11 protein-coding genes are annotated in these 8583 nt (G+C 25.4%); all 11 read right to left on the reverse strand.

What is annotated here, in order from left to right; all coding sequences use genetic code 11:
• Positions 1-14: 14 nt before the first annotated feature.
• Complete coding sequence (locus tag ACYUDJ_RS20310) at positions 15-1541, reverse strand: hypothetical protein (RefSeq protein ID WP_460290004.1); 1527 nt, start codon at positions 1539-1541, stop codon at positions 15-17.
• 18 nt (positions 1542-1559) lie between these two features.
• Entirely contained in the window at positions 1560-2291 is a 732-nt protein-coding gene (locus ACYUDJ_RS20315) for a hypothetical protein (protein WP_460290005.1), read from the reverse strand.
• A gap of 52 nt (positions 2292-2343) precedes the next feature.
• Positions 2344-3498, reverse strand: a complete 1155-nt coding sequence (locus ACYUDJ_RS20320) for a hypothetical protein (RefSeq protein ID WP_460290006.1) — start codon at positions 3496-3498, stop codon at positions 2344-2346.
• Between the two features lie 105 nt (positions 3499-3603).
• Complete coding sequence (locus ACYUDJ_RS20325) at positions 3604-4686, reverse strand: hypothetical protein (RefSeq protein ID WP_460290007.1); 1083 nt, start codon at positions 4684-4686, stop codon at positions 3604-3606.
• 59 nt (positions 4687-4745) lie between these two features.
• A complete protein-coding gene (locus ACYUDJ_RS20330) occupies positions 4746-5090 on the reverse strand; it encodes a hypothetical protein (protein ID WP_460290008.1) in 345 nt (114 codons plus the stop codon).
• A gap of 316 nt (positions 5091-5406) precedes the next feature.
• Entirely contained in the window at positions 5407-5850 is a 444-nt protein-coding gene (locus tag ACYUDJ_RS20335) for a hypothetical protein (protein ID WP_460290009.1), read from the reverse strand.
• Positions 5850-6242, reverse strand: coding sequence for a hypothetical protein (locus tag ACYUDJ_RS20340; protein ID WP_460290010.1), 393 nt, complete (start codon positions 6240-6242; stop codon positions 5850-5852). The genes ACYUDJ_RS20335 and ACYUDJ_RS20340 overlap by 1 nt, the downstream gene beginning before the upstream one ends.
• A gap of 41 nt (positions 6243-6283) precedes the next feature.
• Complete coding sequence (locus ACYUDJ_RS20345) at positions 6284-6571, reverse strand: hypothetical protein (RefSeq protein ID WP_460290011.1); 288 nt, start codon at positions 6569-6571, stop codon at positions 6284-6286.
• Between the two features lie 55 nt (positions 6572-6626).
• Positions 6627-7295, reverse strand: a complete 669-nt coding sequence (locus ACYUDJ_RS20350; protein ID WP_460290012.1) for a hypothetical protein — start codon at positions 7293-7295, stop codon at positions 6627-6629.
• A gap of 206 nt (positions 7296-7501) precedes the next feature.
• Positions 7502-8233 carry a DNA-methyltransferase gene (locus tag ACYUDJ_RS20355; RefSeq protein ID WP_460290013.1) on the reverse strand — a complete coding sequence of 244 codons (732 nt, stop codon included), beginning with the start codon at positions 8231-8233 and terminating at the stop codon, positions 7502-7504.
• Between the two features lie 92 nt (positions 8234-8325).
• Complete coding sequence (locus ACYUDJ_RS20360) at positions 8326-8472, reverse strand: hypothetical protein (RefSeq protein WP_460290014.1); 147 nt, start codon at positions 8470-8472, stop codon at positions 8326-8328.
• Positions 8473-8583 lie beyond the last annotated feature (111 nt).

Genomic DNA, 8583 nt, shown 5'->3' on the forward strand with positions numbered 1-8583 from the left:
ACTCTCACCTTTCTCTAAGCTGCTTTAATTAATTCTCCTAATTCATACCATATGTTTAAATTTAAGTCTGCCTCAAATAGTAATATCTTTTTTTCTCCCTGTCTATTTTTATCTACTACACAACAGTAATAAGTCTTATCTTGACTTAGTTTTTCTATTGTTGTTTCTCCCCAGACCTGTTCGTTAATATATTGATATTTATAATAATCATCTGTTGGTAATCTCTTCATCAAGTTTAATTGATCTAATAAATGTTTTAATTGTTTGCAGTTAGATATATTATTTGAACTAAGTTCAAATGGTGATGTAAAAACTGTATCATCTGTTAACTGTATTGAACCATATAAATAAATTCCTAAATTATTTGCTAATTCTTTTAACTTTGTTACTGTAACTTTTAATGCAGCCCAATCACCAATAGAATCTAAACTATTTTTCAAAGTATCATAAAAGAAATACTTTACATTATGTATTATTTTTGCTTTTCTAATCTCAAATTCTAACATTTTATCAGAATAATCCGTTGATACATCCTTTACCAATATTAAACCTTTAGTCTCTTTTTCTATCCATTCTGATACTTCTAGCACTTTTCTATATTCTTCTGAGTTATTAAAAACTCTATTTATATAATCTTCTTCTGATTCTTGAAAATTACCATCTTCATCAACTTTTCTGTAAATATATTCCCCTTTATCGTCCTTATATAATCCCATTGATATTTCTTTTTCACATTTTTCTATATCTATTCCATGTAAATTTTTAAATTCTTTGTTGTTAATTACAGTAGTAAGTAAACAAAGGTGTAAATCTTCTTCAGTCATTTCATTTAATAATATTTGTACTTTTTCTTTCAAAACTAAAGATATATAAGCTATTAACTTTGTCATAAACCTTGTTTTACCTTCGTTTGATAACATTCCATAGCAAACCATATTTTTATCTCTAATTCCTCTAAATAATTCTGTTGTAATTGGATATGGATATGGTATCCCAAAGTTTGGTTTAATCAAACAGTTATTCACTAATTTAATGGAATCTTTATTTAATACTACACTTTCATTATTAGTTAAAATTACAGTATTAACTTTGTCTGCCTTTGCTCTAATCATCTTATATATATCATTTGCTTTAAATAGATTGAATTTAGGATGCTTTATAATTTTCTCTACATTGAAACCTTGTCTATCATATTCTCTTAATAAAGAATATTTTTTTATCATTTCTAAATAATTTTTAAAATCATCAATGTTTGCTAATTCCATCCACGCTTTTATAGTTTTAAATCCTTGATATTTTCTATATAACTTAAATCTTTCAGTATCTTGTGTCATGTATGTATTGACAACTTCTTCATTTACAGTTTGTGAAAAAGTCTTATACATAACTTCAAAATTATCATAAAAAAATCTTACCATTTCATCACTAAAGTCATACTTACTTTTTATAAACTCTCCATATTCAACATAAAAATCTGGATTTTTATAAAAACAACCAACTAGCAATATCTCATTTTGAAGATTCCTTATTGTATCATCCATTTATATATCACTTCCAATCTATATTTCATCTAATAATGTATTTATATCTAAATCTTTTTCTGTATTTAAAACATTCTCATGTCTATTTTCAACTTTATTTTTTTCTTTTACTACAAATTCTAAAATATTGTTCGTCTTCTTGGTTTTTTCAATCTCTAATTTTTTTTGTTTTTCTCTCCATTTTAAATAACTATCATATTGGTTTACTATTACTGCTATATCAAAGTACACTCTACCTAATTGATTTTTAAACTCTTTGCCATATTTTTTTTTATTAAATGCCATTTTATCCAATTGTTTTTGTTTCCTTTTAAACATATCTAATAAATCCTCATATGGTATTCCCCTAAATAATCCTTTATAAGTTCCATTATTAATATTAGATAGTTTTATAAAAAAATATTGAGGTAAAACTTTTAAATTATATGTATTCTGTATGTATTGAATAAATTTTGTTTTATATTCTTTCCTTTTCTCTTTCTCTTCTAGGCTTTTTATTTTTTGTTCTTCCTTATGCTTTCTTTTCTTTAAATCTATTTGCATTTTTATTCCTTGTTCTTCTTCATATTGATTAACTAATTGTCCTATAATATTATCTATATGTTCTTTTGAATGTCCCTTTCCTATCTCTCTGTCTATTAAACATTGTTTGTGTATATATCTTTTTTTCTCTTTTAACCATTTATCTGTTTTCAAATCAATGTTTTTATCACAATATTTACATTTTCTAGTTTGATTTTTTCTTCCCATTAACTTTCCCTCCTTTTAAAAGAAGTTAGGGAGTTTAAAACTCCCTATTAAATTATTGGCTTACCAGCTCTAAATACTCTTTTAACTTATCCAAATCTGTTAATTCCGTATATTTCATTGGTAACTTTGCCTTAGTAACGGTTGCTTTTAGACTTTTTCTTTTCATTGGTGACAATTCAGAAATAGCTTCTCCTATTGCTTTATGATAACTTTCAGGAGTTTCAGGATTGCCACTACTATCCTTTCCACTTTCTTTTAAATCAGTATCATTTATTTCTTTTTCATATAATTCTTTTTCTTTTTTTACTGAATCACTTAAACTATTATTTAAAACAAATCTTTCTTTTCCTTTATTCCTTTCTACCACCTTTGTCCAATCTATTAAAGAAGGTTCATCTAATATTTCATTTTGCTGGTGTACTAAACTTCTATCTTTATTTTCAACCACAGCTTTAACAATTCCATCTTCATCTATGAAAGTATGTAATACTGTTTTAACATTATATTGTAAGCCTTTAAAACCATCTGGTATTTTTTTGCCTGTATTTACTGATGTTATTTTACCCTCACTATCTTTAACAGATTGCTTTTCATCGGTTTCTCTAGCTGTTACTGCAAAATGTTTGCCTGTTGCCAATAAATCTAAAATTAAATCCTGTCCTTTAAACTTTAAAGTATTCCAATCTTTTAATTCCATTCCTGCACCTTCAATTTTTACAGTTCTAGCATCACCTATAAGTTGGTCTTTATCTGCTTTTACAGTTGCTCTTTTTTTACTAAATTCAACTAAGCCTTGTTGTGTCGCTGTATATATCATAGTAGTACCATCCACAACAATTGCATCTGCTCTAAAAGGTTCACCATCAGCATCTAAAATTATATTTTCCGTCTCTTCTCCATTTTCATCTAATTCGTAAAAGTCTTCATTATCTCTTACCTTCTTAATATAATCTCTTACTTCTGTTAATGATTGAGTATATACTATGTAAATATTTTCTGTATTGATACCTTGTTTTTCTAATTCTTCTAAATATGTATCAATTGAGCCACTTTCGCCATCTATGTATAATACTCTAAAAGGTTTTCCTTTTGCTGTCTTAAACTTAGCAAACTCTGCACATAAACTACTTTTCCAAGTTCCTTGTTCTCCATATATTAAAAAACCTAACATTGTTTGTACCTTATTACCTTTTCTTGCTCTTGCCATTAAACATTACCTCTTCCTTTTTATATTTTTATATATTGGACTAGCTTTTAATTAGCCAGTCCAATATAATGTTTTATGAAATTATTTTATATTACATCTTAAAAATTACCATTCTTCATTATCCCATTCGTCACCCTCTTCATTACTATCATTAGAATTCATATTTTCTCCCCATTGTTCTTCATTATTTTCTTTTGCTTCTTCTTGCTGATTTTTCTCTTCACCAAATTCTTTCAATATTCTTATTGCATTCTCCATTTTTTCTTTACTATACATATCCTTATCTATTGTTTTAGGGTCTGCACCTGTTATAACTAGTTCTTGAAGAAATGTTCCACCAACTTGGTCAAATGAATTGACTTCACCCCAACAATCGCTCTCATTTGCTTCTTCTTTTATTACTTTGTTGTTTATATCTCCCCATACCTTAATTGCCATATAAGGTTTTAATTTTGTTCTAAATACTTTCGCCAAGTTTTCATTCCTTATAACGAACTCTGCATCCTCTATGCTATTATATGTAACTATTTTTGCTGACACTATGAATTTTTTATCTGTCTTATCTGAATCATCTTTTTTGATACCCATAAATACAATTACTTGTTGAAAAACTGATGTTTCTTTAAAATCATCTTTTGAAAAATCTATTTCATCTTTACATAAAGAAATTTGTGCTGGTGTAAATTTTAAATTTCTTTTTAAATCACCCTTGTCATTTTTATAACTTGAATATTCAATATTTCCCTTTGTAAATATACTTAAATCATCTATTAAATTATCTCTTATATAAGCACAAGCATCATAATCTGTTAAATTTTTCTTTTCATTAACTTCTTGACCTTTTTCATTTTCTACTTTATTTAATCCTAATTTTACACCTATTAATTGAAAACCCTCTTCATCAAAAGTCTTTCTATTTGTCCAAGGTACTTTTTTGCTTACACCTTTTTCATCTTTTGTTTTTGGTCTTTTATAAAAATATACATTATCTTGTTCCATTCCATTTAAATTAATTTTTGGTTTATTATTTTCGTTTGTTTTTATAGAAAATTTTATTAAATTCATATCTTTTTTATTTTTGGTAGTTTTATTTGAGAAAAAATCATCCCTTTGAGTTCCTTCTACAATACCTCTGAATTGAAATTGTCCTTTTGTTTCCATTAATCCGTGTTTTGGTTGTTTTGCCATATATGTATTTCCCCTTTCAATTTTAAAAATATTTTATTAAATTATTTTATATTAAATTTTTATACATTTTGAAATTTAATTTTACACAAGTTCTCCAATAAAAGTTTATTTACATATTCGTCAAGATTTTGTAAGTTATATATTATTTCTTCTGTTAATTCTTGAATTGTTGTTATATAAACATCAGAAAAATCTTCTTTATAAACCTGTACTAAATCTTGTGTTTTTGCTATAATCCTAAAAACTTCACCATTTAACTTACTTTCTTTATATATGTTATTTATTTCTTCAAATAATTCATAAAACTTGTTTTCATCCTCTGATTTAACTTTAATAATCTCTACACAATATCCTGTATCAATGGAACTATTTCTATCTACTAAAAAATAAGTATATTCTTTCAATTATTTTCCCTCCTATTCTGATTTTGTCCATAAATTAAGTTTGGATAAAATTCATGATTTATCACATTTTACCACTTCCGCAAGCTAGGTATATCAACGATTATAGCGTTTCATCTTTTGTATCTTAGTCAAAAATAGTCAATTTATTCAAATTTCAAAGCTGTATGATTTTTTACAACTTTTTAACTTTTTATCATTTCTGTTCAGTATATGAGCCTTTATTTACAAGGCGGACTATTTATTCGCTTAATCACTTTCCATCTTTGTTTTGAAACTTTTATATGTATCACCTCTTAACTTACTAAATTACTTTATATTATCCTTGATATATTTTAAATAATTTACTTAATTTCATATTATTATATCTTGCCAAATCTTTAGTTAATGCACAAACATTACTTGGTTTTGAGCATCCTAGATCACATAGATATTCTAATAAATTGTAATATTCTGGAATGTATGTTTCATCATCTTCGTCATCTTCAAATTCATCTTCTAAAGGATTGTACCAACATTTAAGTCTTTGATTATTTACTTCTAAAGTGTAATTAATTTCATCTTTATTACTTCCTTCGCAATAACTCCAACCACCATCTTCCCAAACACCTTCTATATCTTCGGGTTCATTATATAATATTTTAAATTCTGCATCAGTGACTTCACAAACTCCATACTTTTCTCCTTTATAAGTTTGTCTAACTTCTACACCTAATCTTTTAAAATCTTTTGTCACATCACCTGTTGTTAGTATCTCTTTCATTAATAATCCCACCTTTCAAATTCATGTATTGTTAAATTGTTTTCTCCTTTAATATCGTTTGCTTTTATTTCAACAATATCTACCCAATCTTTATATTTATAGGTACAATAAACTATATCTTTATAACTCTTAAATTCATCAGGTATAGATATTTCTTTCTTGCCTCTTGTTTCTATTTGAAGTATTTTGTCATTATTATTGAATTCTATATAAACCTTATTATTCTTTAAAGGAGTGTTTTTTAAAATGATTACTCCTTTTTTAATTAAATGTTCTTCTTTAAAAGTATATATTTCCTCTAATTTTCTTTTTGTTACATCTATATTAAGAAAATTACCGTTTTCATGTGTTATTATAATATCCTCTTGATTTATTTGAAATTCCTCTCCCACTTATTCCCCTCCTTGATTTTATTAAATTATTTTATATTAATCTATTCTTTATTTAAATACACATTTATCAAGTTTTTATCTTCAGGACAATATGTAGGAAATCCTTTAACTTCTAAATACCTTTGTAAGTTTGTCAAACTTTCTTCTGTTTTCTTAAAGTCTTTATAGTTGTTTATATCTAGTTCAAAATAATCATCATTTCTTTCAAGACTTTTAACAAAATCTTTTTCTATTTGTTTTAATAACTTTTCATTTTTCTTTTCATAATCTAGTTTAAAAGCTTTTTCCCCTTTCTTTTGAACTAATTTTAAATCCTCTAAATCTAACATCTTATACCACCTCTTTAATTTTACCTTAACAAATTGTTATATCATTGTTAAGTAGTTATTTACTTCTTATTAATTTATTAAACATATTTTTATATTGTTGTTCTTTTGCTAAATAATAACATATCATTTCTCTTTTTTGTAAATTATCTTCCTTATCAAATCTTACATCCCATGTTGCTCCATCATTTAAGATTACTGTTAAAATATCATCTTTTATATTTATCGTAACCTTTTCTTTTCTTTTTTCTATCTCGTTATATATATCTTTGACATATTCTTCTTTAGCTTTTCTTACTAACTTTATATCTTCTGGATTAACATATAAAGGATTTAATTCATCTAATTGCAATAAAATTTTATCCATTCCCTTACAATATTCTAAGAATTTACACTCCTTATCTGATAAAGCTTTATAATCACCTTCTATTATTTTTACTACATCATATTTGTTTAAATCTTTTCTATTATCCATAGCTACTTTTACTTTATCACATCCTTTTGCTATTGAATTTGTTGTAACTCTATCTTTATTTATTTTATTACTTTTAGAATTTTCTTTTTCTTTTATAGTTATATTATTATTTTTTGCTAGTATGTCATCTATATCATTCCATATTTTTGTTATGTTACTTGATAGCTCATCCCCATAATAATTTTGATCCTTATTTTTTTCTTTTTCATACTCTTTTACCATTTCTTTAAGTATTTCATCTAAAAAATTCATTATTCAAATCCCTCCGTTTAATTAATTGTTATTTGTTTTTATCTTACTGTTTTAGTATATCATGTTATTTTAATTTTGTCAAATTGTTTTATATTTATAATATTTTTTAAGATAAATCCTACAACTCAATGCGTTTATCTTATGATTATATATTACCAAATTATTTTACATTTGTCAAATCCTATTTTCAATAATTGTTTTAAAAACTAGATTTTATTCCAATTTATATGGAAGTTTTTCTTTTCCAGATATGTATTAATTCTATTTTTAGCAATATTATAATATGTATTATCTAATTCTACTCCTATGTATTTTCTATTTAATTCTATTGAAGCTATATTAGTTGTACCACTCCCAGTAAAAGGGTCAAAAACTATATCATTTTCATTTGTATGTCTTTGTATTATTTCTTTCATTAATTCTAAAGGTTTTTGAGTAGTATGTCCTACTTTTTCAGATTTAGGTGTTACAGGATATGTATATTCACATCTATCATATGTATCAGACAATCTGTTAAATGTCCATTTTTCTTTAGGTTTTACTAACCATATAGCAACTTCAAAATCTGTAATGTATCTTCTATCTCTATTTCTTGGCATAGGGTTTGTTTTCTTCCATCTAATCATATCTTTGATTTCAAAACCAATGGATTCTGCGTATTTTGCAATTTCACCTATGTTTTTCCAATCATTAAAAATAAATAATGTGCCTCCTTTTTTTAACAATTTATAAGCATATGGTATCCATGTAAATTGATTAAAATTTTTATCCCACTCTCCAAAATCTATACCCGACCTTCCCATAGTTTTAAAATTATTATCTCTTGAAATATCATATGGCGGGTCAGTAATTATGGCATCGACTAGTATATTCTCTTCAATCATTTTATTCATAATCTCTAAACTGTTCCCTTGTATTAATTTGTTTATATAATCCAAGTATTACCCTCCTTTTATTTTATTAAATTGTTTTAATTTAATATAAAATGTTTATTTTAAATTATTGTTTATAATGTCTTTGTATTGCGATGCTATTTATTTTCCCAAACACCAATTTGTATAGATTGATTTTGGGTTGTATAATATCTTTCTTTGTGAAGCTCCATATTTTCATTTTTAACTTTTTCAGCACATTCTTGACAACAACATGGCACAAAGAGTAATTTTAACACTCCCATTTTTGCAAATATGACTTAATTCAATATTGCTTCTAATTCTTCTTTTAATATTCCCTTTAGCTCGTCAGCTTCTTGTATCATATTTTCAAGTAAAGTTATCTTCTGTAATAT

The sequence above is a fragment of the Clostridium sp. CTA-6 genome (assembly GCF_054768115.1).